The 26855-nt window shown below is 53.8% G+C and carries 22 protein-coding genes; 10 read left to right on the plus strand and 12 right to left on the minus strand.

The annotated features are described in order from the left end of the window. Nucleotides 1-39: 39 nt before the first annotated feature. The 4 genes from VSR74_RS04080 (at nt 40) to VSR74_RS04095 (ending at nt 5006) form a co-directional block, all read left to right on the plus strand. Complete coding sequence (locus VSR74_RS04080; RefSeq protein WP_347793520.1) at nt 40-1572, plus strand: EAL domain-containing protein; 1533 nt, start codon at nt 40-42, stop codon at nt 1570-1572. A gap of 102 nt (nt 1573-1674) precedes the next feature. After that, a complete protein-coding gene (phoP, locus tag VSR74_RS04085; protein WP_347793521.1) occupies nt 1675-2349 on the plus strand; it encodes a two-component system response regulator PhoP in 675 nt (224 codons plus the stop codon). Beyond that, nucleotides 2346-3809 carry a two-component system sensor histidine kinase PhoQ gene (gene phoQ / locus VSR74_RS04090; RefSeq protein WP_347793522.1) on the plus strand — a complete coding sequence of 488 codons (1464 nt, stop codon included), beginning with the start codon at nt 2346-2348 and terminating at the stop codon, nt 3807-3809. Before phoP ends, phoQ begins: the two co-directional genes overlap by 4 nt. A gap of 75 nt (nt 3810-3884) precedes the next feature. Continuing rightward, nucleotides 3885-5006 (plus strand): ribosomal protein uL16 3-hydroxylase, encoded by a 1122-nt coding sequence (locus tag VSR74_RS04095; protein WP_347793523.1) that lies wholly within the window; start codon nt 3885-3887, stop codon nt 5004-5006. Nucleotides 5007-5059: 53 nt separating this feature from the next. Here the strand turns inward: VSR74_RS04095 and pepT are convergent, their stop codons facing one another. Continuing rightward, complete coding sequence (pepT, locus tag VSR74_RS04100; RefSeq protein WP_347793524.1) at nt 5060-6289, minus strand: peptidase T; 1230 nt, start codon at nt 6287-6289, stop codon at nt 5060-5062. Nucleotides 6290-6552: 263 nt separating this feature from the next. Between pepT and potA the strand changes: the two genes are divergently transcribed. From potA to potD, 4 genes are all read left to right on the plus strand, one after another. After that, the gene (gene potA / locus VSR74_RS04105) at nt 6553-7689 is read left to right on the plus strand and encodes a spermidine/putrescine ABC transporter ATP-binding protein PotA (RefSeq protein WP_347793525.1); all 1137 of its coding nucleotides are present in this window, start codon (nt 6553-6555) and stop codon (nt 7687-7689) included. Further along, on the plus strand, nt 7673-8530 hold the full coding sequence (gene potB / locus VSR74_RS04110) for a spermidine/putrescine ABC transporter permease PotB (RefSeq protein ID WP_347793526.1): 858 nt from the start codon (nt 7673-7675) through the stop codon (nt 8528-8530). The genes potA and potB overlap by 17 nt, the downstream gene beginning before the upstream one ends. Further along, the gene (potC, locus tag VSR74_RS04115; protein ID WP_347793527.1) at nt 8527-9318 is read left to right on the plus strand and encodes a spermidine/putrescine ABC transporter permease PotC; all 792 of its coding nucleotides are present in this window, start codon (nt 8527-8529) and stop codon (nt 9316-9318) included. Before potB ends, potC begins: the two co-directional genes overlap by 4 nt. A gap of 71 nt (nt 9319-9389) precedes the next feature. Further along, on the plus strand, nt 9390-10436 hold the full coding sequence (gene potD / locus VSR74_RS04120) for a spermidine/putrescine ABC transporter substrate-binding protein PotD (RefSeq protein WP_347793528.1): 1047 nt from the start codon (nt 9390-9392) through the stop codon (nt 10434-10436). 106 nt (nt 10437-10542) lie between these two features. On the opposite strand, the gene cobB is transcribed toward potD, so the two are convergent. Genes cobB through lolC form a run of 5 tightly spaced genes read right to left on the minus strand, consistent with a single transcriptional unit; the run spans nt 10543 to nt 15488 of the window. Then, complete coding sequence (gene cobB / locus VSR74_RS04125; protein ID WP_347793529.1) at nt 10543-11364, minus strand: Sir2 family NAD+-dependent deacetylase; 822 nt, start codon at nt 11362-11364, stop codon at nt 10543-10545. Between the two features lie 14 nt (nt 11365-11378). Then, complete coding sequence (nagK, locus tag VSR74_RS04130; protein ID WP_347794352.1) at nt 11379-12290, minus strand: N-acetylglucosamine kinase; 912 nt, start codon at nt 12288-12290, stop codon at nt 11379-11381. A 60-nt stretch (nt 12291-12350) separates the two neighbouring features. Further along, on the minus strand, nt 12351-13595 hold the full coding sequence (lolE, locus tag VSR74_RS04135) for a lipoprotein-releasing ABC transporter permease subunit LolE (RefSeq protein WP_347793530.1): 1245 nt from the start codon (nt 13593-13595) through the stop codon (nt 12351-12353). Next, nucleotides 13595-14296, minus strand: coding sequence for a lipoprotein-releasing ABC transporter ATP-binding protein LolD (gene lolD / locus VSR74_RS04140; RefSeq protein ID WP_347793531.1), 702 nt, complete (start codon nt 14294-14296; stop codon nt 13595-13597). Before lolD ends, lolE begins: the two co-directional genes overlap by 1 nt. Then, the gene (gene lolC / locus VSR74_RS04145) at nt 14289-15488 is read right to left on the minus strand and encodes a lipoprotein-releasing ABC transporter permease subunit LolC (RefSeq protein ID WP_347793532.1); all 1200 of its coding nucleotides are present in this window, start codon (nt 15486-15488) and stop codon (nt 14289-14291) included. The genes lolD and lolC overlap by 8 nt, the downstream gene beginning before the upstream one ends. A gap of 301 nt (nt 15489-15789) precedes the next feature. Here lolC and VSR74_RS04150 point away from each other — a divergent pair, with 301 nt between their 5' ends. After that, complete coding sequence (locus VSR74_RS04150) at nt 15790-16857, plus strand: acyltransferase family protein (RefSeq protein WP_347793533.1); 1068 nt, start codon at nt 15790-15792, stop codon at nt 16855-16857. Nucleotides 16858-16991: 134 nt separating this feature from the next. Further along, a complete protein-coding gene (mfd, locus tag VSR74_RS04155; protein ID WP_347793534.1) occupies nt 16992-20438 on the plus strand; it encodes a transcription-repair coupling factor in 3447 nt (1148 codons plus the stop codon). Nucleotides 20439-20511: 73 nt separating this feature from the next. On the opposite strand, the gene ptsG is transcribed toward mfd, so the two are convergent. From ptsG to pabC, 6 genes are all read right to left on the minus strand, one after another. After that, nucleotides 20512-21945, minus strand: a complete 1434-nt coding sequence (gene ptsG, locus VSR74_RS04160; protein ID WP_347793535.1) for a PTS glucose transporter subunit IIBC — start codon at nt 21943-21945, stop codon at nt 20512-20514. Between the two features lie 379 nt (nt 21946-22324). Continuing rightward, nucleotides 22325-23119 carry a metal-dependent hydrolase gene (locus VSR74_RS04165; protein ID WP_347793536.1) on the minus strand — a complete coding sequence of 265 codons (795 nt, stop codon included), beginning with the start codon at nt 23117-23119 and terminating at the stop codon, nt 22325-22327. 10 nt (nt 23120-23129) lie between these two features. Beyond that, nucleotides 23130-24134 (minus strand): DNA polymerase III subunit delta', encoded by a 1005-nt coding sequence (gene holB, locus VSR74_RS04170; protein ID WP_347793537.1) that lies wholly within the window; start codon nt 24132-24134, stop codon nt 23130-23132. After that, on the minus strand, nt 24131-24772 hold the full coding sequence (tmk, locus tag VSR74_RS04175; RefSeq protein ID WP_347793538.1) for a dTMP kinase: 642 nt from the start codon (nt 24770-24772) through the stop codon (nt 24131-24133). The genes holB and tmk overlap by 4 nt, the downstream gene beginning before the upstream one ends. After that, nucleotides 24762-25784, minus strand: a complete 1023-nt coding sequence (gene yceG / locus VSR74_RS04180) for a cell division protein YceG (RefSeq protein ID WP_347793540.1) — start codon at nt 25782-25784, stop codon at nt 24762-24764. Before yceG ends, tmk begins: the two co-directional genes overlap by 11 nt. A 1-nt stretch (nt 25785) precedes the next feature. Next, on the minus strand, nt 25786-26595 hold the full coding sequence (gene pabC, locus VSR74_RS04185; protein ID WP_347793541.1) for an aminodeoxychorismate lyase: 810 nt from the start codon (nt 26593-26595) through the stop codon (nt 25786-25788). Between the last annotated feature and the right edge of the window lie 260 nt (nt 26596-26855).

Raw genomic sequence — 26855 nt, forward strand, 5'->3', positions numbered from 1 at the left:
CATATTCGGGCACAGCACTTTTCTCATTCGAGAATAACTATGGTCAGAGCCACTCTTCCTTACGTTGCAGCGGTATGCTTTTTCGTGGCAGGCACTTTTATTCTGAATTTGCAACTCTGGTACTCTGCGAAGAGCGAGAATGTTGCCGCGGCAACACATGCCACAAACAGCGTCAATACCATTCTTGAAGAGGCTCGTAGCGCAACGCGTACCGGTTTCACGATTGCTACTACCGGCTGCACGCCTGAAGGTCAATATCAGTTGGGTACCGAAGCCGCCCTGAAACCGCATCTGCGAACCATTTTGATCCTCAAAGAGGGAAAGATATGGTGCTCTTCTCTGCCCGGTAATCGCCTGTTAATCAATAACCTGACCGAGCTTCCTGAGACCCGTCTCACACTGGTCGAAGGCATCAACAACGTTCATCAACGCCCTTCACTGGTCTACCGGACGCAGCATCCCGATGCAACGGTTCTGGTAACCGTCAGCGACTCCCATATTCGTGATGCTCTTGATACCACAAGAAAAAACACTCACCTGCGGATGATTGTAGGGTCGCATTCAATAGGGTTTTCCGGTGATGTCGAAACCTACACCACGAAGACAGACCGCGAAGCTATCGTTGTCTCAAAAGCGTTCCCCTTCGCAATCGGATACATGCTGCCGCCTTTTTTCAGCGTTGAGCGCATATTACGTCAGGGTGCCGGGTTACTTCTTTTTATCCTGCTGATGTCCGCAATAGCCTTCTATGCCCTGGGAAAATATTTAAATAAATATACTGCGCCAACGGACACGCTGCGTCGGGCAATTTTAAAAGGCGATATTATTCCCTATTACCAGCCGGTGATGGATGGCCGCGATAATTCAATCAGGGGTGTCGAAGTCCTTGCCCGATGGAAACAACCGGACGCCGGGTTTATTTCCCCCTCCTCGTTTATTCCGCTGGCTGAAAAGTCGGGGCTGATTATTCCCCTGACACAATCACTGATGTGGCAAGTCGTTGCGCATATGAATGCTATCACCACCTTACTGCCGGAAGGCTTTCATGTGGGCATCAACTTCAGCGCCGCGCACATTAACGCCCCCTCTTTCGTTGAAGATTGCCTCAGGTATCAGGCGGGATTTGTGAACAAACAGTTAACGCTGGTGCTGGAGGTGACTGAGCGCGAACCTCTGCACGTCGACGATCAACTGATCAGCAATCTTAATACGCTCCATGCCAATGGCTTTGCCATTGCGCTGGACGATTTCGGTACCGGCTATTCCGGACTCTCCTACCTGCATGACCTGAATATTGATTACATAAAAATCGATCACAGTTTTGTGGGGCGCGTAAATGAAGATGAAGATTCAACCAAACTCCTCGATTGCGTGCTGGAACTGGCGCGTAAACTCTCATTAAGCATTGTGGCGGAAGGTGTAGAAACCCGGGCGCAACTGGAATACCTCAATCGTAACAATATCCCTCTGTTGCAGGGCTACTACTTTTACAAACCGGTCAAGTTCGTCGAACTGGTCAAAATACTGTTATCGAAGCCAAAAGAGAAAATTGAACGCTATATTGCGCCGTAAACAAAACGGGTTAACACAAATTCTTTTACTAACCGGTGTTTAGTTTTAGTATAACCAGTCGGGGTTAAACTATAAGCCTCAATTATGAATATGGAGAGAAACATGCGCGTACTGGTGGTAGAAGATAACGCCCTGTTACGTCACCATCTGAAGGTTCAACTCCAGGAGTTGGGTCATCAGGTTGATGCGGCGGAAGACGCAAAGGAAGCGGATTACTATCTGGGCGAACATCTCCCGGATATCGCCATCGTTGACCTTGGATTACCGGATGAAGACGGCCTTTCACTGATTCGTCGCTGGCGCAGTCACGACATCTCGTTACCGATTCTGGTCTTAACCGCCCGCGAAGGCTGGCAGGATAAAGTCGAAGTATTGAGCGCCGGTGCGGATGACTATGTCACCAAACCTTTCCACATTGAAGAAGTGGCCGCCCGCATGCAGGCGCTGATGCGTCGGAACAGCGGCCATGCTTCACAGGTTATCTCTCTGCCGCCGTTCCAGGTTGATCTCTCCCGCCGCGAACTGTCGATTAACGATGAAGTTATTAAGCTGACGGCGTTTGAATACACCATCATCGAAACGCTAATCCGTAATAATGGCAAAGTGGTGAGCAAAGATTCGCTAATGTTGCAGCTATACCCCGATGCGGAACTGCGCGAAAGCCACACCATTGACGTGTTAATGGGCCGTCTGCGTAAGAAAATTCAGGCGCAATATCCACATGACGTGATTAATACCGTTCGTGGCCAGGGCTATCTGTTCGAACTGCGCGGATGAATAAGCTCCTGCGACATATGCTCCCTCTCTCGCTGCGGGTACGCTTCCTGCTGGCAACCGCAGCCGTCGTGATGGTGCTTTCCCTGGCCTACGGAATGGTTGCGCTGGTCGGTTACAGCGTCAGTTTCGATAAAACGACCTTCCGCCTGTTGCGCGGCGAGAGCAATCTGTTTTACACCTTTTCCAAATGGGAAGACGGTAAGCTGACCGTGGATATGCCGGATAACCTCATCCGGCAGAGTCCGACGATGGCTATCATCTATGACAGCAAAGGCAATCTGCTCTGGCAGCAAAAAGATATTCCCTGGCTGAAGGATCGCATCCAGCAGGAGTGGCTAAGAGGCAATGGCTTCCACGAAATAGAAGCCGATATTAATGCCTCCAGCACACTGCTGACGGACAACCATGAAGCGCAGGTGCAGCTTAGCGAAATCCGCAAAGAGGATGACGATTCGGAGATGACCCACTCGGTCGCCGTTAACAGCTACCCGGCAACAAATCTGATGCCCGCGCTGGTGATTGTGGTGATCGACACCATCCCCATCGAGCTCAAACGCTCCTATATGGTCTGGAGCTGGTTCATCTACGTGCTGGTGGCAAACCTGTTACTGGTCGTTCCCCTGTTATGGATTGCCGCGCACTGGAGCCTGCGTCCGCTGGCGGCGCTTACCCGTGAGGTACGCGAGCTGGAAGATCATGATCGCGAAGCGCTCAATCCGGAAACCACGCGTGAGCTTACCGGGCTTGTACGTAACCTCAATCGCCTGCTGCAAAGCGAGCGTGAGCGTTATGACAAGTACCGCACCACGCTAACTGATCTGACTCACAGTCTGAAAACACCGCTGGCAGTGCTGCAAAGTTCACTGCGTTCGCTACGCAGCGAACAAATCAGCGTCAGCGAGGCCGAGCCCGTCATGCTGGAGCAAATCAGCCGCATTTCTCAGCAAATTGGTTATTACCTCAATCGCGCCAGTATGCGCACCGACAGCACTTTGTTAAGCCGCGAACTGCATCCGGTTGCGCCGACGCTCGATAGTCTTATCTCGGCGTTAAATAAGGTTTACCAGCGTAAGGGTGTGAGCATCAGCCTGGATATCTCCCCGGAAATCAGTTTCGTAGGTGAGAAAAACGACTTTATGGAAGTGATGGGCAACGTACTGGATAACGCCTGTAAATATTGCCTTGAGTTCGTGGAAGTCTCCGCACATCAGGCGGATAACCATCTGCACGTAATTGTCGAGGATGACGGCCCGGGGATCCCGAAAAATAAACGCGACCTGGTGTTCGACCGGGGCCAGCGGGTCGATACCCTGAGGCCTGGCCAGGGCGTGGGGCTCTCTGTCGCGCGTGATATCGTTGAGCAGTATGACGGGCAGATCATTACCGGCGACAGCCTGCTGGGAGGCGCGAAAATGGACGTTGTCTTCGGGCGGCAAAATCTGGAACACCATGTAGGGTAAATCCCATTTCCGCCGCAGGCAGGTTGTCGGAATACGTGTATAATCCGAGAAAACACCTGCTGCGGAAATAACAAAATGGATTATCACTTAACGCTCAACTGGCCCGACTTTATCGAACGCTACTGGCAAAAACGCCCGGTGGTGCTCAAGCGCGGGTTTGCTAATTTTGTCGACCCCATTTCGCCGGATGAACTGGCAGGCCTGGCGATGGAAAACGAAGTCGACAGCCGCCTGGTGAGTCATCTTGACGGAAAATGGCAGGTCAGCCATGGGCCATTTGAAAGCTACGACCATCTTGATGAAACCAACTGGTCTTTGCTGGTTCAGGCGGTCGATCACTGGCATGAGCCCTCTGCCGCATTAATGCGCCCTTTCCGCGCGCTGCCCGACTGGCGCATTGACGACCTGATGATCTCTTTCTCCGTGCCCGGTGGCGGCGTGGGCCCGCATCTCGATCAATATGATGTCTTTATCATTCAGGGAACCGGGCGTCGTCGCTGGCGCGTGGGCGAAAAAGTGCCAATGAAACAGCACTGCCCGCACCCGGATTTACTGCAGGTTGATCCTTTCGACGGAATCATTGATGAAGAGCTGGAGCCGGGCGATATCCTTTATATTCCGCCAGGTTTCCCGCATGAGGGGTATGCGCTCGAAAACTCCCTTAACTATTCCGTAGGTTTCCGCGCACCAAACAGCCGCGAATTGTTCAGCGGTTTCGCCGATTATATTCTGCAACGAGAACTGGGCAGCCAACGTTATACCGACCCGGATGTTCCTGCGCGCGAGCATCCGGCGGACATCCTGCCGCAGGAAGTTGATCGTCTGCGTGAGATGATGCAGGAGTTAATCAGTCAACCCGAGCAATTCCAGCAGTGGTTAGGGGAATTTATCAGCCAGTCGCGCCACGAACTGGATGTAGCGCCTCCTGAACCGCCTTATCAGCCGGACGAGATTTACGACGCCCTGCAACAGGGTGACAAACTGGTACGTCTGGGTGGTCTGCGAGTGCTGAAAATCGGTGATGATGTATTCGTGAATGGTGAAAAAGTCGATTCCCCACACCGCCCTGCGCTCAACGCGCTGGCAGGACACATCATTCTGGAGAGTGAACATTTCGGCGATGCGCTGGAAGACCCTTCGTTCCTCGCCATGCTGGCCGCGCTGGTGAATAGCGGATACTGGTTTTTTGAGGGGTAAATAAGCCCCCTCACTCCGGCCCTCTCCCGCAGGGAGAGGGTTTTCTTTAACACTTACCTCGCCCGCTGCGCCGTCAGTTCCGCGATACGCACAATCACCTGTACCGCTTTCTCCATTCCTTCCAGAGTGACAAACTCATGTTTGCCGTGGTAGTTATAGCCACCGGTAAACAGGTTTGGGCATGGCAGGCCCATAAAGGAGAGCTGCGCGCCGTCAGTACCGCCGCGAATCGGCTTGAGGTCAGGCTTGATATCGCAATCCAGCATCGCCTGCTGCGCAATATCGATAATATGCGGATGCTCCATCACCTTTTCACGCATATTGTAATAGCTGTCTTCTATAACCAGTTCGATATAGCAGTCCGGGTGGAGCCCCTTACCGACCTTTTTGGCGATCTCCATCATTTTACGTTTGCGCGCTTCAAACTGCTTACGATCAAAATCGCGAATGATGTAGTGCATTTCCGCACGGTCAACGGAGCCTTTCATCGTATTGAGATGATAAAAACCTTCGTAACCGTCTGTTTTTTCCGGGCTCTCATCGGCGGGCACTTCCGCATGAATGCGCGCGGCCAGCGACAGGGCATTCACCATGACGCCTTTCGCCGTACCTGGATGGACGTTGTTGCCCACAATTTTGATCACTACCGACGCCGCATTGAAGTTTTCAAACTCCAGTTCGCCAACGCCGCCGCCATCAACAGTGTACGCCCAGCGAGCGTCGAAAGCCTCGACATCAAAGTGTTTAGCCCCCTTGCCTACTTCTTCATCTGGGGTAAACGCCACGCGAATATCACCGTGGGGAATATTTTTCTCTTTCAGTACCGCCAGTGCGGTCATGATTTCGGCAACACCGGCTTTATCATCAGCACCGAGCAGGGTTTTGCCGTCGGTGGTGATAAGCGTTTGCCCCAGCAGTTGATGCAGCACCGGGAACATGACCGGCGAGAGCACTTCATCACCGATACCCAGCGCAATATCGCCACCGCGATAGTTTTCCACGATTTGCGGATTCACGTTTTTACCGCTGAAATCTGGCGCGGTATCCACATGGGAAATAAAGCCTACCGCCGGGATATCGCCGTCGATATTGGCAGGCAACGTGCCCATCACGGTGCCTTTGTCGCTCAAAGTGACGTTCACCAACCCCATTGTTTCAAGCTGCTCTTTGAGCAAATGTAACAGCTTCCACTGCCCCTCTGTGCTCGGCACCTGACGCACGCCGGGCTTTGATTGCGTGTCCAGAGAAACATACTGTAAAAAACGCTCAAGTAATTTATCCATGCAGCCACCCTCACTTTTTGTGACAACATTATCAATAAGCGAGAAAACACAAATATTGCGTCAGGTCATTTTTACCCCGGCAAAGCCCGTTTTTTTTCGCTAAATCATTTACAGGCTTAAAGATAGCTCATCTGTATGCATAGAGGATTGGCGATTTAACACGATTGCCGTAGAATGCCAGGCCTTAATATGTGTCAGGCCTCTATACATTTAAAGGTGGTTAACCACAAACCCCGCATCGGTAAGCCATCCGGTGCGTCAGAATGGGACAGAGTAAAAAATTGAATACACAATCGCGTTCGCTTTCACCGCTGGTGCAACTGGCGGGAATTCGCAAAGGCTTCGATGGTAAAACGGTCATCTCTGATTTGAACCTGACCATCAAAAACGGCGAGTTCCTCACGCTGCTTGGGCCCTCTGGCTGCGGTAAAACAACCGTCCTTCGTCTTATTGCGGGTCTGGAAAGTGTAGATTCGGGAACGATTCATCTTGAAAATCAGGATATTACTAACGTTCCAGCGGAAAACCGTCATGTTAATACTGTTTTCCAGAGTTATGCGCTTTTTCCGCATATGACCGTCTTTGAAAATGTCGCGTTTGGCCTGCGGATGCAGAAAACGCCTGCCGACCAAATCACGCCACGCGTGACCGATGCCCTGCGCATGGTGCAACTGGAAGAGTTCGCCGAGCGTAAACCGCACCAGCTCTCCGGTGGCCAGCAGCAGCGCGTGGCCATTGCCCGTGCGGTGGTCAATAAACCGAGCCTGCTGTTACTGGACGAATCCCTCTCTGCACTCGACTATAAACTGCGTAAGCAGATGCAGAACGAACTGAAAGCCTTACAGCGTAAGCTCGGCATCACCTTTGTATTTGTCACCCACGATCAGGAAGAGGCGCTTACCATGTCCGATCGTATTGTGGTGATGCGTGACGGGCGCATTGAGCAGGATGGGACGCCGCGTGAAATTTACGAAGAGCCGAAAAATCTGTTCGTCGCCAGTTTTATTGGTGAGATCAATATTTTCGCCGCTACCGTCATTGAGCGTCTTGATGAACGCCGCGTGCGTGCCAATGTTGAAGGTCGCGAGTGCAATATCGATGTTAACTTCCCGGTGACGCCGGGTCAGAAGCTAAATGTACTCCTGCGTCCGGAAGATCTGCGTGTTGACGAAATCAACCATGATGATCCTATCGAAGGCCTGATTGGTTATGTGCGTGAACGCAACTATAAGGGTATGACGCTGGAATCGGTCGTCGAACTGGAAAACGGCAAGATGGTGTTGGTCAGCGAATTTTTTAACGAAGACGACCCCGACTTTGACCACTCGCTCGATCAAAAAATGGCCATCAACTGGGTAGAAAGCTGGGAGGTCGTACTGGCTGATGAAGAACACAAGTAAGTTCCAGAATGTGGTGATCGCCACAATCGTCGGTTGGCTTGTGTTGTTTGTTTTTCTGCCCAACCTGATGATCATCGGCACCAGCTTTCTGACCCGCGACGACGCCAGTTTCGTCAAAATGGTCTTTACGCTGGATAACTACGCGCGCCTGCTCGACCCGCTCTACTTCGATGTGCTGCTGCACTCATTGAATATGGCGCTCATTGCCACTCTCGCCTGTCTGATTCTGGGCTATCCGTTTGCCTGGTTCCTGGCAAAACTGCCCCAGAAAGTACGGCCGCTGCTGCTGTTTCTGCTGATAGTGCCCTTCTGGACTAACTCACTCATTCGTATCTACGGGCTGAAGATTTTCCTCAGCACCAAAGGGTATCTGAATGAGTTTTTGCTGTGGCTGGGCGTTATCGATACGCCGGTTCGCATCATGTTCACCCCGAGTGCGGTTATTATTGGCCTGGTCTATATCCTGCTGCCGTTTATGGTCATGCCGCTCTACTCCAGCATCGAAAAGCTTGATAAACCGCTGCTGGAGGCGGCAAAGGATCTGGGAGCCAGTAAACTGCAAACGTTTATTCGCATCATCATCCCACTCACCATGCCGGGGATTATCGCTGGTTGCCTGTTAGTGATGTTACCGGCGATGGGGCTGTTCTACGTTTCAGACCTGATGGGTGGCGCGAAAAACCTGCTCATTGGCAACGTCATCAAGAGCCAGTTCCTCAATATTCGCGACTGGCCGTTCGGCGCCGCCACCAGCATTACCCTGACGCTGGTAATGGGGTTGATGCTACTGATTTACTGGCGCGCCGCGCGTTTGCTGAATAAAAAGGTGGAACTGGAATGATGGGGAAACTGTTCCGCGGCGGCTTTATGGCTGCCATTTACGCGTATCTTTACATCCCGATTATCATTTTGATCGTGAACTCCTTTAACAGTTCGCGCTTCGGGATCAACTGGCAGGGTTTTACTACCAACTGGTATAGCCTGCTAATGAATAACGACAGCCTGTTACAGGCCGCCCAGCATTCACTGACGATGGCCATCTTCTCAGCGACATTCGCCACGCTTATTGGCTCTCTGACGGCGGTGGCGCTCTACCGCTACCGTTTTCGCGGTAAACCGTTTGTCAGCGGCATGCTGTTCGTGGTGATGATGTCGCCGGATATTGTGATGGCGATTTCTCTGCTGGTGCTGTTTATGCTGCTTGGGATCCAGCTTGGTTTCTGGTCGCTGCTCTTCTCGCACATCACCTTCTGTCTGCCTTTTGTAGTGGTCACGGTCTTCTCACGCCTGAAAGGGTTTGATGTGCGAATGCTGGAAGCGGCAAAAGACTTAGGCGCCAGCGAACTCACCATTCTGTGTAAAATCATTCTGCCACTGGCGATGCCTGCGGTCGCCGCAGGCTGGCTGCTCAGCTTTACCCTCTCGATGGATGATGTGGTCGTCTCTTCGTTCGTCACCGGGCCTGGCTATGAAATTTTGCCATTGAAAATCTATTCTATGGTCAAAGTCGGCGTCTCTCCGGAAGTGAATGCGCTGGCAACTATTTTACTGGTGCTGTCTCTGGTTCTGGTCATTGCCAGCCAGTTAATTGCACGCGACAAAACGAAAGGTCTGGTGCGCCAGGCATAACGGGGAATTGGCCTGCAACCAGGCCAATCAACACAGCAGCCTCTAAAACAGGCTTAATCAGGGGACGTTAAATGAAAAAATGGTCACGCCACCTGCTCGCGGCGAGTGCTCTGGCTCTGGGAATGGGCGCCGCTCACGCTGATGACAATAAAACGCTCTACTTCTACAACTGGACGGAATATGTTCCGCCGGGGCTGTTAGAACAGTTCACCAAAGAGACGGGCATCAAGGTTATCTATTCGACCTATGAGTCGAATGAAACCATGTATGCCAAGCTCAAAACCTATAAAGACGGCGCCTATGACCTGGTGGTACCTTCCACCTACTTCGTCGATAAGATGCGTAAAGAGGGCATGATCCAGAAGATCGATAAAACGAAGCTCACAAACTTCAGTAATCTCGACCCGGAAATGCTCAACAAACCGTTCGACCCAAATAACGACTACTCGATTCCGTATATCTGGGGCGCAACGGCGATTGGCGTCAACAGCGACAGTATTGACCCGAAAAGCGTCACCAGTTGGGCAGATCTGTGGAAGCCTGAATACAAAAACAGCCTGCTGCTGACTGATGATGCGCGTGAAGTGTTCCAGATGGCGCTGCGCAAGCTGGGTTATTCCGGCAATACTACCGACCCGAAAGAGATTGAAGCCGCCTATAATGAGCTGAAGAAACTGATGCCTAACGTAGCAGCCTTCAACTCCGACAACCCGGCCAACCCGTATATGGAAGGCGAAGTAAACCTGGGGATGGTATGGAACGGCTCGGCGTGGGTCGCGCGTCAGAACGGCACACCGCTTGAAGTCGTCTGGCCGAAAGAAGGCGGTATCTTCTGGATGGATAGCCTCGCTATTCCGGCTAACGCCAAAAACAAAGAAGGTGCGCTTAAACTTATCAACTTCCTGCTACGCCCGGAAGTGGCAAAAGAGGTGGCGGAAACCATCGGCTACCCGACCCCCAACCTGGCTGCGCGTAAACTGCTGAGCCCGGACGTAGCCAACGATAAATCGCTCTACCCGGACGCCGAGACTGTCAAAAAAGGCGAATGGCAGAACGATGTTGGCGCGGCCAGCACGATTTATGAGCAGTATTATCAGAAGCTGAAAGCGGGACGTTGACCGTCCGCAGGGATGGCCCGATAACGTAATGTTGACGGGCCATCGGTGGTGATGGGCACCTGCTGCTTACCACCATTGTAAGAAACGGGGCCAGGGCCCCGTTTCTTTATAGCTTTTGCAGTAGCTTTTCCACGAACTGCGGCACCACTTCACTCGCCAGACCGTAATGCTTCTCTTCGAACTCGCTCCCTACCTGGCTCGGTTCAAGATTCAGTTCAACGGTATTTGCGCCATGCAGTTTCGCTTCATGCACGAAACCGGCCGCCGGATAGACGTGCCCTGAGGTACCAATGGCGATAAAAATATCGGCCATCGACAGTGCCGCATAGATATGATCCATCTCGAAAGGCATTTCACCAAACCAGACGATATGCGGACGCAGCGGCGCCGGGAACTGGCAGCAGTGACACTTGTCGTCCGGCGTCACGTCATCAGTCCAGTCCAGCACCTGTCCGCTCTGGGTACAACGCACTTTGAGCAGCTCACCGTGCATGTGCAGCACATTTTTGTTGCCCGCGCGCTCATGAAGGTTATCGATATTTTGCGTCACCAGCATAAAATTATCGCCCAACGCCTCTTCAAGCTTCGCCAGCGCGAGATGCGCCGCGTTAGGCTGAATTTCCGGCTGCTGAAGCTGTCGGCGGCGGGCATTATAAAATGCCTGCACCAGCGCCGGATCGCGCTGGAACCCTTCAGGGGTTGCCACATCTTCTACCCGGTGCTCTTCCCACAATCCATCCGCCGCGCGAAAAGTACGAATACCCGATTCAGCCGAAATGCCGGCCCCCGTTAGCACAAGAACTCTTGGTTTTTCCATATGCTCTGGTATCACCCTGTCAGTGAAAAAAATCCGCTGGCGCAGACGCTGACGCAGTTGACGTTTATTCCGACGAAAACGGCTCAATCGATGTAAGCGGCGCGACTGCATATCTACTCCATGTTTTAGTTGGTCAGATGGAGGAAGGCAGCACCGCGCATTCCTCCCGCATCGCCATGGCGCGCGCGCTCTATGCGCGGCACGGCAGCTACGGGGAGTAAATGGCGCGGCAGACGCTGCGCAAGCCCATCTGTAATAGCTGAAAAGTTCGATAACCCGCCACCGATGACCACTAAATCGGGATCAACGATAGTTAAAATATTGCCCAGGCAGACCGCCAGCAGGTCAAGATAGCGTTCGACGTGTTCGCGAGCCTGTTTGTCGCCCTGCTCCCACAGTGCAACGATTTCTGGTGACGTGCGTTCCTGCTGGTAAAAATGGGTGTAAAGCCAGGCGAAACCACGCCCGGAGAGATAGTTCTCAATACAGCCAAGCTGCCCGCAGCCACAGCGCGTTAATGGAAAATCGCGCCCTACCACCTCTAAGGCGTCAACCGGTAAACGAATATGACCAAACTCGCCCGTAATGTAGCGATGGCCGGTAATCGATTTGCCATTTTGCACAATACCGCCACCGACGCCAGTGCCAAGAATCAGGCCCATCACCAGCGGATATTGCCTAAATTCGTCATCCCAGGCTTCAGAGATGGCGAAACAGTTCGCATCGTTATCAAGCCTGACGTCACGCTCCAGCATACGGCTGAGATCTGCGCGCAGCGGTTTCCCCGTTGCCGCTGGAACATTGGCCGCATAGAGCGTGCCATCTTCGGTTTCCGGCATCCCCGGGATACCAATCCCGACGGTGCCGTGGCAGTTAAATTCCGCATCGGCCTCAGCCACCAGCCCACATACCGCCTCAAGAAACGCGTCATAACCCTCTTTCGGCGTCGCGATTCGTTTCTCCCGGACTAACTGCCGCGTTTCGTCGAACACGCCGAGTGCTATTTTGCTGCCGCCAATGTCAAATCCATAATGCATCATCGTAAATTCCTCTTACTGACGCGCACAGCGGCAAAACTGCACCGTCAGGACGTTAAATTACTGGCCACTGAGCACCCTCGCCGGGTCGATACGGCTGGCGCGACGAGCCGGATACCAGCTAGCCAGCAAACTCAGCAACAGTGCGGTGACCAGCACATAAAAGACATCCAGCCAGTGAAGCTCAGACGGCAGGAAGTCAATAAAATAGATATCGCCAGACAAAAATTGATGGCGCGTAATGCTTTCAATCCATTTCATAATCGGCGTCAGATTGAGCGCGCACAGCACGCCAATCACTACGCCGCAAAGGCTGCCTAACAGGCCCGCGAGTAAACCATACCACACGAAAATTGCCCGGATCAGCCCGTCTTTTGCGCCCAATGTGCGCAACACCGCAATATCGCTACTTTTATCTTTCACCGCCATCACCAGCGTCGAGACGATATTGAAGCAGGCTACGCCTATCACCAGCACCATGGCGAGATACATAATCGCGCGAATCATTTGAATATCACGGTACATATAGCCGTAGGTGCCAATCCAGCTTTGGATGGTGACATAGCTGTTGGTCACTTCCCCTGCCGAACGCACCAGTTTATTGGCGTTAAAGACGTCATTAACTTTAATTGCAATGCCCGTGACACTGTCACCCATTTCCAGATACTGCTGCGCATCCTGCAATGGGATCATGGCAAAGCTATGATCAAGCTGGCCGCTCAGTTGCAAAATACCGGAAACATGCAGTCGAATGCGTTTGGGTTGCAGCAACTTGTGTTCCGCGTTGGCGTTCGGGATCATGATGGTCAGCCAGTCGCCCTGCTTCACCTTCAGCGCATCCGCCACGCCTTTACCGATGATGATTTGCTGACCGCCTGCTTTAAAATCGCTCCAGCTTTCGCCCTGCACAAATTTCGGCAACGCGCTTAAACGGCTTTCCTGGGCGGGTTCAACCCCTTTCACCTGAATCGCCCGCATATTACTGCCGCTTTCCACCAGCCCGGTAAATGTGATGTATGGCGCTGCTGCCGCGATACCACTGACCTTTTCCACCTGTGGCAAAATTGTGCGCCAGTTTGTCCACGGCTGGTTTACCGCCTCAATTTGCCCATGCGGTACCACCGCCAGTACGCGGTTATTCAGCTCACGCTCAAAGCCGTTCATCGCGCTTAAACCGAGGATTAAGACCGCAACACCAAGCGCGATACCCACCGTGGAGATCACGGAGATCAGCGATACCATACCACTGCGCCGACGCCCACGACTAAAGCGCAGGCCAATCAGAAGGGAGAGTGACGACGCCATCAATCTGCTCCCATCAGGGAGAGTTGATCGGAAAGGCGACCATCGCGCATTTCTAGCTGGCGACCCATTCGTTTCGCCAGTTGCAGGTCGTGGGTCACAACCAGAAAGGCAGTGCCCTGCGACTGGTTCAGTTCGCCCAGCAGCTTGAATATGCTGTCGGCGTTTTTCGCATCCAGATTACCTGTTGGTTCATCTGCCAGCACCAGACGTGGATTGTTCACCAGCGCACGGGCAATCGCCACACGCTGCCGCTCTCCGCCTGAAAGCTCAGAAGGACGATGACTGGCGCGATGCTCAAGGCCGACTGCCTTCAGCATATCCAGCGCTCGCGCGTTAATTTCTGCTGGTTTCTTTTTACCGATAAGCAGCGGCATAGCGACGTTTTCCAGCGCGGTAAAATCAGGCAAAAGATGGTGGAACTGATAGATAAACCCGAGCTTCTGATTACGCAATTCCGCTTTCGCCGCCGAGGAGAGTTTGCTCATCGGCTGACCGCTGAAAATAACATCGCCGGACGTCGGCGTATCAAGCCCGCCCAGCAGGTGGAGTAACGTACTTTTCCCGGAGCCGGAGCTACCGACAATCGCCATCATCTCACCTTCCGCCACGTTAAAGCTCACATTGTGCAGCACGTCGGTTTGCACACTGCCTTCCTGATAGCGTTTGCACAGGTTGTCGCATTGCAACAGGATCTTATTCATAACGTAAAGCCTCAGCGGGTTGAGTGGCGGCAGCGCGCCAGGAAGGATAAAGCGTAGAGAGCAACGCCAGGGCCATTGCCACCAGCGCAATCACGATAACCTGCAGCGGGTCGATTGCCACCGGCAACGCCGCGCCGTCAAGAAACGCGCCGATTATCGGCATTAAATTATTAAGCTGGCTGGCGAGCAGCACGCCCAGCACGGCGCCAAGCAGTGCGCCAATCACGCCCGCACTGGCACCCTGCACCATAAAGACGGTCAGAATTTGCCGCGGCGTGAGGCCCTGGGTTTGCAGAATAGCGACTTCGCCCTGCTTCTCCATCACCATTAGCCCCAGCGAAGTGATGATATTGAACGCCGCCACTGCGATGATAAGACTCAGCAGCAACCCCATCATGTTCTTTTCCATGCGCACAGCCTGGAACAATTCGCCTTTACGCTCGCGCCAGTCCTGCCATTTGGTGCCTTCCGGCAGCGTTTGCTGGCTAAGGGTGTCGACCTGCAACGGTTTGTCCAGCCACAGACGCCAGCCGGTGATGTTGCCCGCCGGGTAGCGCATCAGGCGTGAGGCATCCTGAATGTTGACCAGCATTTGATAGCCATCGACTTCACTGTTGGCGGCAAAGGTACCCACAACGGTGAACAGACGCTGGCTGGGGACGCGCCCCATGGGGGTGAACTGGCTGGCTGACGGCACCATCACGCGTAGCTGATCGCCCCGATTCACACCAAGCTGATTCGCCAGTTGTTCTCCGAGAATGACGTTATACTTGCCCGCTTCCAGCGCACTCTGTTTTACATTCGCCAGATAGGGAGTGAGAGGATCGTTTTGCGCCGGGTCGACGCCCAGCATCACGCCAACAGAGACGCTACGCGCGCTTTGCAGTACCACATCGCCAGTGGTCAGCGGCGCAATGCGCGTGACGCCCTGTAATTTGACCGCTTTCTCTGGCAGCGTTTGTGGGTTAAGAGAGCCGTTTTCCGCGGTCAGGATGGCCTGCGGCATTAGCCCCAGGATGTTATTTTGCAGCTCGCGTTCAAAGCCGTTCATCACCGAAAGCACGGTGACCAGCGCCATTACGCCAAGCGTAATGCCGATTGTCGACAGCCAGGAGACAAAGCGACCGAAGCGATCCGCTGCGCGCCCACGCATGTAACGCAGGCCAATGAATAGTGCGACAGGTTGATACATGTAATCCGTCTGGTTGCTGATAGCAGAGGCATGAGTATATAAGCGAAAGCAAAGAGCGTAAATGAGTGAAAGCGTAAGTTTTCGTCATCGCGTGTTCAAAATTTTCCTAAAAATCAACTATCTGGTTTCAGATTAGGCGATTAAACAAGCACTCTCCCGCCACAATTTCCGTTCCGGAAAACGCGCAGGCGCTGCCTGATCCTTTTCTGAAAACGTTCTGCATTCAGACTGTTACCCATTACTCCCCCCAGGATGCCCTTCAGGATATCGCCTTATTTATGGCAAACAAGGCTCGCGCGTTATGCAACAAAAAACATTATGGATCAACCAGATAAAAGGGCTCTGCATCTGCCTCGTGGTGGTGTACCACTCAGTAATCACATTCTATCCGCATCTTTTCGCATTCCAGCATCCCTGGTCAGAGACGCTGTCAAAATGCTGGATCTACTTCAATCTCTACCTGGCGCCTTTTCGCATGCCGGTCTTTTTCTTTATCTCCGGTTTTCTGATTCGTCGTTATATCGCAGAGGTACCGTGGAAAAACTGTGTTGATAAACGGATCTGGCACATCTTTTACGTACTGGCGCTATGGGGAGTACTGCAGTGGCTGGCGCTGCGTCAGTTAAATGGCTGGCTGGCGCCGGAGCGCGATCTCAGCAACGCGGCTAACGCCGCCTATGCCGATAGCCCCGGCGAGTTTCTCTACGGCATGCTCACCGCCAGCACCAGCCTCTGGTATCTCTACGCGCTGGTCGTCTACTTCATCTTCTGCAAGCTGTTTGTCCGAGCGAAAGCCCCGCTTATCGTCGCCCTTGCGTTACTCAGCGTGGCTATCAATTTTCTGCCGCTGCCGTGGTGGGGGATGAACAGCGTTTTACGCAACGTCATCTATTATGCCCTTGGCGCCTGGTTCGGCACGGCCATTATGGGCTGGCTCACCACCACGCTACCGCGCCGTGCGCTGATCCCGCTGCTGCTCTTCGCCCTCGCCGCCGTGGCGCTCTATTTTAAAGGCATCCCGCTGTTGATGGCGCTGCTGTCAATTTTCGTCATTATGAAGCTGTTCTGGCGGGCGAGCCATTATCTGCCGCCAGGTGAAAATAACTGGCTGAACGTTGTGGGCTCGAACACCATCGCCATCTACACCACCCACCGCATTCTGGTGGAAGGGGCCAGCCTGGTGCTAATTAAACAGGTGAACGGGCATGCACTGACGCCCACCGGTGAACTGCTACTGCTGCTCTGCTATCCGTTCCTGAGCCTTATTCTCTGTACACTATTTGGCCTGCTGGTTCGCCAGTTCTCACGCCGTCTCTCCGCTGACCTGCTCTTCAGCCCACCAGCAAAACGCGCGCTCGCCACCTCCTGACCCGCAGGCCAGGTTTTCGAACCTGGCCTGCTCATTTTCCGCAGTTGCACTCCCGCCGCCATCACGGATAATAAGCGTAATAAATTGATATTTTTACCGTGTCACTTTGCGGTTTCTGGAGAACGTGCCCCGCTATGCCTGAACTAGCCCGTTACGCCCTACCCACGAAAGCTGGCGAACAACGCCAACTGGGGGAACTTACCGGCGCTGCCTGCGCCACGCTGGTCGCGGAGATTTCCGAACGCCATGCCGGCCCGGTTGTCCTGATTGCGCCGGATATGCAAAATGCCCTGCGTCTGCACGATGAAATTAGCCAGTTTACCGATAATCTGGTGATGAACCTGGCTGACTGGGAAACCCTGCCTTACGACAGCTTCTCGCCGCATCAGGACATTATCTCCTCGCGCCTGTCCACGCTCTATCAACTACCGATGATGCAGCGCGGTGTGTTAATCGTACCGGTCAGTACGCTGATGCAGCGCGTTTGTCCGCACAGCTATCTGCACGGTCACGCCCTGATGATGAAAAAAGGGCAGCGCCTGTCACGAGATGCCCTGCGTGCGCAGCTCGACAGCGCAGGCTACCGCCACGTTGATCAGGTAATGGAACACGGTGAATACGCCACTCGCGGCGCGCTGCTCGATCTTTTCCCAATGGGCAGCGAGCAACCGTACCGTCTCGACTTCTTTGATGATGAAATCGATAGCCTGCGCGTGTTTGATCCGGACAGCCAGCGCACGCTGGAAGAGGTCGACTCCATCAATTTGCTGCCGGCTCACGAATTTCCGACCGACAAAACCGCCATTGAGCTGTTTCGCAGCCAGTGGCGCGATAAGTTTGACGTCAAACGCGATGCCGAACATATCTATCAGCAGGTCAGTAAAGGCACCCTGCCTGCCGGGATAGAATACTGGCAGCCACTCTTTTTCAGTGAACCCCTGCCGCCGCTGTTCAGCTATTTTCCGGCAAACACGCTGCTGGTGAATACCGGCGATCCTGACGCCAGCGCCAGTCGTTTCCAGGCCGATGCTCAGGCACGCTTTGAAAATCGCGGCGTTGACCCAATGCGGCCATTACTGCCGCCGGAACTGCTCTGGCTGCGGCCGGATGAGCTCAATAGCGAACTGAAAAAATGGCCGCGTATTCAGCTAAAAACGGAGCACCTGCCGGAAAAAGCCGCCAACAAAAACCTCGGCTATCAGCCGCTACCGGAGCTGGCGGTTCAGGCGCAAAACAAAGCGCCGCTGGATAATCTGCGCCGCTTCCTCGAATCGTTCAGCGGCCCGGTGGTGTTCTCTGTTGAAAGTGAAGGCCGTCGTGAAGCGCTGGGGGAACTGCTGGCGCGCATTAAGGTATCGCCGAAACGGATCCAGCGGCTGGACGAGGCGCAGGCCAGCGGGCGCTACTTAATGATTGGCGCGGCGGAACACGGGTTTATCGACACGCAAAATAACCTGGCGCTGATTTGCGAAAGCGACCTGCTGGGTGAACGTGTCGCCCGCCGCCGTCAGGACTCCCGCCGTACCATCAATCCGGACACGCTGATCCGCAATCTGGCGGAACTGCACACCGGCCAGCCGGTTGTCCATTTAGAGCACGGCGTCGGACGCTATGCAGGAATGACCACCCTGGAGGCGGGCGGCATCAAGGGTGAATACCTGATGCTGACCTACGCAAATGACGCGAAGCTCTATGTCCCGGTCTCCTCGCTGCACCTTATCAGCCGCTACGCCGGTGGCGCGGAAGAAAACGCCCCACTGCATAAACTGGGCGGAGACGCCTGGGCGCGGGCGCGGCAAAAAGCGGCGGAAAAAGTACGCGATGTGGCGGCGGAACTGCTGGATATTTACGCTCAGCGCGCCGCAAAAGAGGGCTTTGCCTTTAAACACGACAAAGAACAGTATCAACTCTTCTGCGACAGTTTCCCGTTTGAAACAACGCCGGATCAGGCGCAGGCCATTAACGCCGTGCTCAGCGACATGTGTCAGCCGCTGGCAATGGATCGTCTGGTGTGCGGCGACGTCGGCTTTGGTAAAACCGAAGTGGCGATGCGCGCAGCATTCCTCGCCGTCGAAAACAACAAACAGGTCGCCGTACTGGTGCCGACCACCCTGCTCGCCCAGCAGCACTACGACAACTTCCGCGACCGTTTCGCCAACTGGCCGGTGCGTATCGAGATGCTGTCCCGCTTCCGCAGCGCTAAAGAACAGGCGCAAATTCTGGAGCAGGTGGCAGAAGGTAAAATCGATATTCTGATCGGCACCCATAAGCTTCTGCAAAGCGATGTGAAGCTCAAAGACCTGGGCTTACTGATCGTCGATGAAGAGCACCGCTTTGGCGTGCGTCATAAAGAGCGTATTAAGGCCATGCGCGCCGATGTCGATATTCTGACGCTCACCGCCACGCCAATTCCGCGAACGCTGAACATGGCGATGAGCGGGATGCGCGATCTGTCGATTATCGCCACCCCGCCTGCCCGCCGCCTGGCGGTCAAAACCTTTGTCCGTGAGTACGATAATCTGGTCGTTCGCGAAGCGATTTTGCGTGAAGTGCTGCGTGGTGGTCAGGTCTATTACCTGTTTAATGACGTGGAAAACATCCAGAAAACGGCAGACAAACTGGCCGAACTGGTGCCGGAAGCCCGTATTGCGATTGGTCACGGTCAGATGCGTGAGCGCGAGCTGGAACGGGTGATGAACGACTTCCACCACCAGCGCTTCAACGTCCTGGTATGTACCACGATCATCGAGACCGGGATCGATATCCCCACTGCGAACACCATTATCATCGAGCGTGCCGACCACTTCGGGCTGGCCCAGTTGCATCAGTTGCGCGGCCGCGTGGGGCGTTCTCACCACCAGGCCTACGCCTGGCTACTGACACCGCATCCAAAAGCGATGACCACCGACGCGCAGAAACGTCTGGAAGCGATAGCCTCGCTGGAAGACCTCGGCGCCGGTTTTGCCCTCGCCACGCACGACCTTGAGATCCGCGGCGCGGGGGAATTACTGGGTGAAGATCAGAGCGGGCAAATGGAAACCATCGGTTTCTCGCTCTATATGGAACTGCTGGAAAACGCCGTTGACGCGCTGAAAGAGGGACGCGAGCCGTCGCTGGAAGATCTCACCAGCCAGCAAACGGAGGTGGAACTACGAATGCCTGCGCTGCTGCCGGATGATTTCATTCCTGATGTGAATACCCGACTCTCCTTCTACAAACGCATCGCCAGCGCGAAAAACAAAAACGAACTGGATGAAATAAAGGTCGAACTGATTGACCGTTTCGGCCTGTTACCCGATGCCGCGCGTACCCTGCTGGATATCGCCCTGCTACGTCAACAGGCGCACAAGCTGGGTATTCGCAAACTGGAAGGAAATGAGAAAGGCGGCATGATTGAGTTTGCCGAGAAGAACCACGTTAACCCGGGCTGGTTGATTGGCCTTCTGCAAAAACAGCCGCAGCACTACCGTCTGGACGGGCCAACACGATTGAAGTTCTTCCAGGATCTCAGCGAACGTAAGGTACGTATGGAGTGGGTGCATCAGTTTATGCGCCAGCTTGAAGAGAACGCCATCGCGTAAACGTTTAGCGCAGTAAAAAAAGGGGAGCCAAATGGCTCCCCTTTTTATTCTCCCCAACTTAGCTCAACTGAGCTTAGTTATTGCGGATGTAGTCATCCATTTCAGTTTTCAGGTTATCGGATTTGGTACCGAAGATAGCCTGAACACCAGAGCCCGCAACAACCACACCTGCCGCGCCCAGTTTCTTCAGCCCAGGCTGATCCACTTTCGCAACGTCCGCTACGCTTACGCGCAGACGGGTGATGCAGGCATCGAGGTTAGTGATGTTTTCTTTACCGCCGAAAGCCGCCACCAGAGCCGGTGCCATTTCGCTGGTTGCGCCAGCTTTGCTGTCTTCGGTTGCATCTTCACGACCCGGAGTTTTCAGATCCAGCGCTTTAATCAACACGCGGAAGATGGTGTAGTACATGATCGCATAGCCGATACCGACAATCGGGAACAGCCACAGTTTGCTGCTGTTACCAGACAGAACGATAAAGTCGATCAGGCCGTGAGAGAACGAGGTACCGTCACGCATGCCAAGCAGGATACAGATCGGGAATGCCAGACCTGCCAGAATCGCGTGGATGACGTACAGGATCGGCGCAACGAACATGAAGGAGAACTCGATCGGCTCGGTAATACCGGTCAGGAACGAGGTCAGCGCCGCGGAGATCATGATACCGCCCACTTTTGCACGGTTTTCCGGTTTAGCAGAGTGCCAGATAGCAATCGCCGCAGCCGGCAGGCCGTACATTTTGAACAGGAAGCCACCGGACAGTTTGCCCGCAGTCGGGTCGCCTGCCATATAGCGCGGGATATCGCCGTGGAATACCTGGCCTGCGGCGTTGGTGAACTCACCAATCTGCATCTGGAAAGGTACGTTCCAGATGTGGTGCAGACCGAACGGTACCAGGCAGCGCTCGATGAAGCCGTAGATACCAAATGCCACAACCGGGTTCTGGTAAGCAGCCCACTGAGAGAAGGTCTGGATAGCAGTACCAATCGGCGGCCAAATAAAGGAGAGCACGATGCCCATAAAGATTGCGGTCAGACCAGAAATGATCGGAACGAAACGTTTACCGGCGAAGAAGCCCAGATACTCAGGCAGCTTGATACGGTAGAAGCGGTTGAACATGTACGCGGCGATCGCACCGGCGATAATACCGCCGAGAACACCGGTATCCGCCAGGTGCTTCGCGGCGATTTCTTCAGCCGGGAGATGCAGAACCAGCGGCGCAACCACAGCCATGGTTTTCACCATGATGCCGTAAGCGACAACGGAAGCCAGTGCGGAAACACCGTCGTTATTGGTGAAGCCCAGTGCAACACCGATAGCGAAGATGAGCGGCATGTTAGCAAAAACGGAACCGCCCGCTTCCGCCATTACATGAGAAACGACGGCTGGCAGCCAACTGAAGTTTGCAGAACCGACGCCCAGCAGGATACCTGCGATAGGCAGTACGGAGACTGGCAACATCAGTGATTTACCGACCTTTTGCAGGTTAGCAAATGCATTCTTAAACATAATTGAGAGTGCTCCTGAGTATTTGTGCTTTACACATCACCTTTCGGGCTGCATCTGCGTTAGCGGCAGTTACGGTGCCTGCTGACGCAACAAGAATGATGTTGTGTATTTTTTCTGCGTTTTCACGCATTCGCGAGGGGGGAGTACCTCGCAATGAATCGGGCATCTAAGCGCCCTTTATTTATTACACAGAGTAAAATAAATGCCCTGAATTTTGTTTGACGGCTATCACGTTTCAATGAGCAGCAGATGAAATATTTATGGTTTTTTACAAAACTGATTGCCAAATGTTACAAATAGACCATTCACCGCCATTTTAATGGCGGTGAACTTTACTCGCTTTGCCTATTAATTACGAGCTTTAAAATAAGCTGAGAAATCAGGGAAATTGCAGGCGGGAAGCATCGATATGGAAGAGGCTGGCGAAATTTTGTGTCGTCTGCTGAGCCAGTTGCTCAACAGAAACGCCCTTCAGAACGGCCATATATTCCGCGACATCACGCGTCATTGCAGGCTGATTTTCTTTACCGCGATGCGGCACCGGCGCCAGATACGGCGAGTCCGTCTCAACCAGCAGCCTGTCCAGAGGCACATAGCGCGCGGCATCACGCAGTTGTTCGGCATTTCTGAAGGTTACAATCCCCGAAAAGGAGATATAGAACCCCATATCCAGCAACTTACCCGCTGTTTCTCTGTCTTCTGTGAAACAGTGTAGTACGCCCCCGCAATCCGTCACTTTTTCTTCGCGAAGGATCGCCAGCGTATCTTCGCGGGCATCCCGGGTGTGGACGATAACCGGCTTGTTCAGTTCGCGGCCAATCTGGATATGCTGGCGGAATGAAAGCTGCTGACGAGGTTTAGTTTCCGGCGTGTAATAATAATCCAGCCCGGTTTCACCCATCGCGACCACGCCCTCTTCTGCCGCCAGACGACGCAGTTCTTCTACATCGTACTCTTCATCCTGATTCAGCGGGTGTACGCCGCAGGAGAAGACCACGTTTGGCCGGTTCCCCACCAGCTCACGCATTCCGCGGTACCCCGGGAGCGTCGTGGCGACAGCCAGACAAAATTTCACATCGCGAGCGGCTGCTTTGGCCAGCACGTCATCAACGTCTTTATGCAGGTTTTCATAATCGAGGCCATCGAGATGGCAGTGCGAGTCGACTAAAAACATAATGTCTCTCTTAGAGATGCGATACCGGCAGTAACGCACCAGGTTGCAGGTAGTGTTCCCAGCGCAGAAGGCGCTCGGTAAGGATCAGTTCACGATTCAGGCCCGTTACGCTCAACAACTGCTCGCGACAGGTACAGATATCTGCCGCGATAGCCTGCAGGCGCGCCGGCGCCACCGAACGGGCAATTTGACTAACCAACGCGTAGTGATCAACGTTCGCGATAGTGGTAATCCCCTGCTGCTGCCTGATGGCATCCAGCACCAGCGATACCAGCCAGTGTAAACGTCGGGCGACCATTTCGTGGTTGAGTATGGGCAGCAGAGACAGCCAGTCGCCGTTGCTAAGGGTAGCAGAAAGCGCCTGACACAATTTTGCCCGTGATGCCCAGCTCTCTTCCTGAAGTAACGCTTGCGCGGCTGCAGGCGCGCTGGCGCTCAGGCGCAGCGCCGCCAGCAACTCATTTTGTGACATTGTCACTTCACGCTCCAGCCAGGCAAGCCCGTACTGTTCGGAAGGGGGAGCAAGATGGAAAAGACGGCATCGGCTACGTAACGTTGCCAGCAACCGCGCGGGTTCCTGGCAGGCCAGAAAGAACCAGGTGTTCTTCGGCGGCTCTTCAAGGGTTTTAAGAAGCGCATTGGCTGCCGCCTCTGTCAGTTGTGCCGCATCGGGGATCCACACCACTTTCGCCCCACCCAACCGGGCATGTTCGTACAGCTTTTCACTCACTTCACGAACGGCATCAATGCCCAGCGTGCTTTTCCCTTTTTCTGGCAAAATCGCGTAGTAATCCGGGTGCGTTCCGGCCTGCATCAACTGGCAGCTATGGCATTTCCCGCAGCTTTTATGTCCATCCGGCTGCTGACACATCAGGTAACGCGTCAGTGCATAGACCAGCGACGCATCGCCCATCCCCTCACGCGCCTGAACCAGCAACGCATGATGGCCACGTCCGGCCTGATAGCTGGTCACCAGTTGTTCAAAAGCGGGACGCAGCCACGGATACCATTTCATGCCTGTTGCTCCGCCACCCAGTCGATCACCGTCTGGCGGATATCCTGCATCACCTGCTCCAGCGGTTGAGTGGCATTAATGGTGCGAATGCTATCATCTGCGGCAGCCAGTTCCTGATAGCGCGCGCGAGTACGGTTGAAGAAGTTCAGCGACTCCTGCTCAATGCGATCCAGGTCACCACGCGCACGGGCGCGCTTCAGGCCCACTTCCGGGGTAACATCGAGATAAAGCGTCAGATCCGGGCGGAAATCGCCGAGAACGGCGTTACGCAGCGTCGCCAGCATCTGCTGATCGATGCCGCGTCCACCGCCCTGGTATGCCTGGGTGGAGAGATCGTGACGATCGCCTATCACCCACTCGCCTTTCGCCAGCGCAGGTTTGATGACTGTCTCAACAAGCTGCACCCGGGCTGCATAAAACATCAGCACTTCCGCTTTATCGGTAATCACTTCATCGCCAACCGATTTGATATCCAGCACCAGACTGCGCAGTTTTTCAGCAAGGATGGTGCCGCCAGGTTCGCGGGTGAAACGCAGATTGGTAATGCCCAGTTCCTGCAATGTTTGCACCACCACATCGCGCGCGGTGGTTTTACCTGCGCCTTCCAGTCCTTCGATGACGATATAGTTACTGCGCATTTTTTTCCTTAAGTGCTTTTAGATAATCCTGCACTGAACGGTTATGGCTGACGAGGTTGGTGTTAAAGGTGTGCCCGCCCTTTCCGTCAGCGACAAAATAGAGATAAGGCGTTTTCGCCGGGTGAGCCGCTGCCTTCAGCGACGCTTCACCCGGTGCGGCGATAGGCCCCGGCGGCATACCGGCAATCACATAGGTATTCCACGCCGTCGGTGTTTCCAGGTCTTTACGCGTCAATTTACCATTATAACGCTCACCCATACCGTAAATCACGGTCGGGTCGGTTTGCAGACGCATGCCGATACGTAACCGATTGATAAAGACGGAGGCCACGCGGTCGCGCTCTTCAGCCACAGCGGTCTCTTTTTCAACAATCGAGGCCATCGTCACCAGTTCATTCTGATTTTTGTACGGCAGGCCGTCCATCCGGCCTTCCCATATCTTCTCAACCTGTTCGACCATTTTCTGATGCGCGCGCTTAAGGATTGCAACATCGCTGGTATTGGCGGTGTACATCCAGGTATCCGGCCACAGCCAGCCTTCAACCCAGTCGGGATGTTCCATCCCCAGCGCTTTCGCCACGGTTGCGTAACTATCATCCGCCAACGTATGTTTTATATACGGCGCTTCACGCAACTGATGCAGATAATCACTTACCCGCATCCCCTCGACAAAACGCAGCGGGAACTGAGCTTCTTTTCCGCTTTCAAGCAGTTGCAGCATTTCGCGAACGGTCATAGACGGCGCGAAACGGTAGGTGCCAGCCTTGAAGTGGGAGAGTTCCGGCTCCAGACGCAGCAACCACTGGAAGACTCGTGGGCGATTGATAATTTTTTCGCTGTAGAGTTGCTGCCCCAGCGCCAAACGCCCCGTCCCCGCCTTCAGGGTGAACAGGGTTTCTTCTTTAATTAACAGCGGGCTGCTCGCCAGTTGGCGAACCTTCCACATACCGATGCCCGCAGCGATGGCCATCACTACCAGCAGTATCAAAATAACGCCTAACAGTTTTTTCATGCTAATCAGACAACTCACAAAGTGGGGCTAAAAATTGGTAAAGCTCACGCGATGACCAGTGATATCCGGCGTAACGCTGCACCGGCACCAGCGGCATAAGAGCATTGCAGATCAACACTTCATCTGCATCGGCTAACGCTTCCGGCAGCGCAACCACCTCAGTCAGTTGGTAAGGTGATGCAGCAAGCTGCGCAATAATATGCTGGCGCATGATCCCATTCACGCCCGCCTGATCAAGACGCGGTGTGAAAACATCCTGCCCCTTGCGCCAGAACAAGTTAGCCGCACAGCATTCCGTAACCCACCCTTCGCTGTCAAGAACCAGCGCTTCATCGGCGTCCGTCTGCTCAAGATGAGAGCGGATCAACACCTGTTCGAGGCGGTTAAGATGTTTGAGCCCCGCAAGAAAAGGGTTTCGCCCGAGGGGGACAGGACTGAGTGAGAGTGCGATCCCGTTCGCTTTCCAGCGCGCATAGTGCCCCGGATAAGACGATACGCTCAGGATGCGGGTCGGATCATCGCACCCTGCTGTACTGTAGCCACGCCCTCCGGCACCGCGAGTGATCACAACTTTCAACACGCCGTCGTGCTGCGCCGCAGCCATTTGCCGCATCTCTTCGGCAAGCGTTTCCCAGTGTGTGAAGACGATCCCCAGGCGCAGAGTGCTCTCTCTTAAGCGTTGTAAATGTCGGGTAAGGAGATGCACTCGCCCGGTTGAAATGCGCGCAGTGGTGAAGCAACCATCACCAAACTGAATACTTCGATCATTCGCCGGGAGATGATCGAGATAACTGCCGTTAATCAAATACATCCACTTTCACCTGTTCGTCATGAAGCGTGTAGGTAATGCCACTCACGCGTTCACAGCCTTATAACACTGCTTGATATCTTTTATATTACCATAACTCATGAAGCAAAAATGACACGATAACTTACAAGATGAGTTAATTTCAGTGAATTATGATATCAAAAATAATGATATTATCAGATAAGCCTATTTCAGAATGACTTACAACAACTTTAAGTAAATTTAATTACTTATATACCCATGCCTCACATATGATCTCGTCG

Origin of the sequence: Pseudocitrobacter cyperus, assembly GCF_039889165.1 — a bacterium.
Classification (GTDB): domain Bacteria; phylum Pseudomonadota; class Gammaproteobacteria; order Enterobacterales; family Enterobacteriaceae; genus Pseudocitrobacter; species Pseudocitrobacter cyperus.